Genomic DNA, 871 nt, shown 5'->3' on the forward strand with positions numbered 1-871 from the left:
CCGGGCGTGTCTTCGCGCGGGGTCGGTGTGCTTGATGCCCCGGGGCGTGAGGTAGCCTTTCGGGCTTTGCCACATGATCTGGCCACCGACCCGCTGCATCCGCCCGCGGTTCGGCCGGCCGTTCTGCCGGTTGTGATACGTGCACAACCAGCACATATTCTCCACCTCCGTGGCACCACCTTTGGACCACTCTTGGATGTGGTGTGCCTCGGAGAAGTCCGCCGGCTGGTTACAGTCTTTCCACGCGCACGTGGTGCCGTCGGCGCTCATCAGCGCACGGAGTTCGCGGTTCGCGTGGCGCTCGAGTTTCACCGGGTAGAGATTGACCGGCCCGTCGGTTGCCGAGATCAACGCGATGTAGCCGGCCGCGCGCAGCTTCCGGTTGACTAGCTCGGCTCCGCGCAGCCACTCGCCGTTGGTCAGCTGGACTTCGACCTCGCCGTCGTCGCGCATGCGCCACTGAGCAAAGTCGCCGATGTCCATGTTCAGCACGGTGGTAATCGACGCGTCGCCTGTGCTGCGGGTGTTGTTCAGCCACGCCTGCGGGTCGTCTTTCGCCGCCCGGTACACCGGCAGGATGTCGGTGGTGCGCCCAGTGATGTGGACGGTGGACCAGCCTTTGTCGTGAAAGGTCACCGACGCCTTCGGCGCACGCGGCGCGGGCGGTTTCAACTCCTTCTTCAAGGCTTTGGCCCGCTTGACCACGGTGCGCATGTCGCCTTCGGTTTCGCAAAGCTTCTGGCGGTAGTGCCACCGGTCCTTGTCGGAGTCCAGGGAGCGCGAGGACCGTGCGATATAGGCCAGCGTGTCCAGGCGGTGCGCATTCTCCCGCGCCGCCGCGACACACGCCGCTTGGGCCTTCCTATTGCGC

Annotated in this window: 1 protein-coding gene; it reads right to left on the reverse strand. The window is 65.6% G+C overall.

The features are described 5' to 3' along the window. Positions 1-871: HNH endonuclease (locus tag HMPREF2990_RS10670; protein WP_070764601.1), on the reverse strand; the 871-nt coding region annotated here is incomplete at both ends.

It is taken from the genome of Corynebacterium sp. HMSC071B10 (assembly GCF_001814825.1).
Taxonomy (GTDB): domain Bacteria; phylum Actinomycetota; class Actinomycetes; order Mycobacteriales; family Mycobacteriaceae; genus Corynebacterium.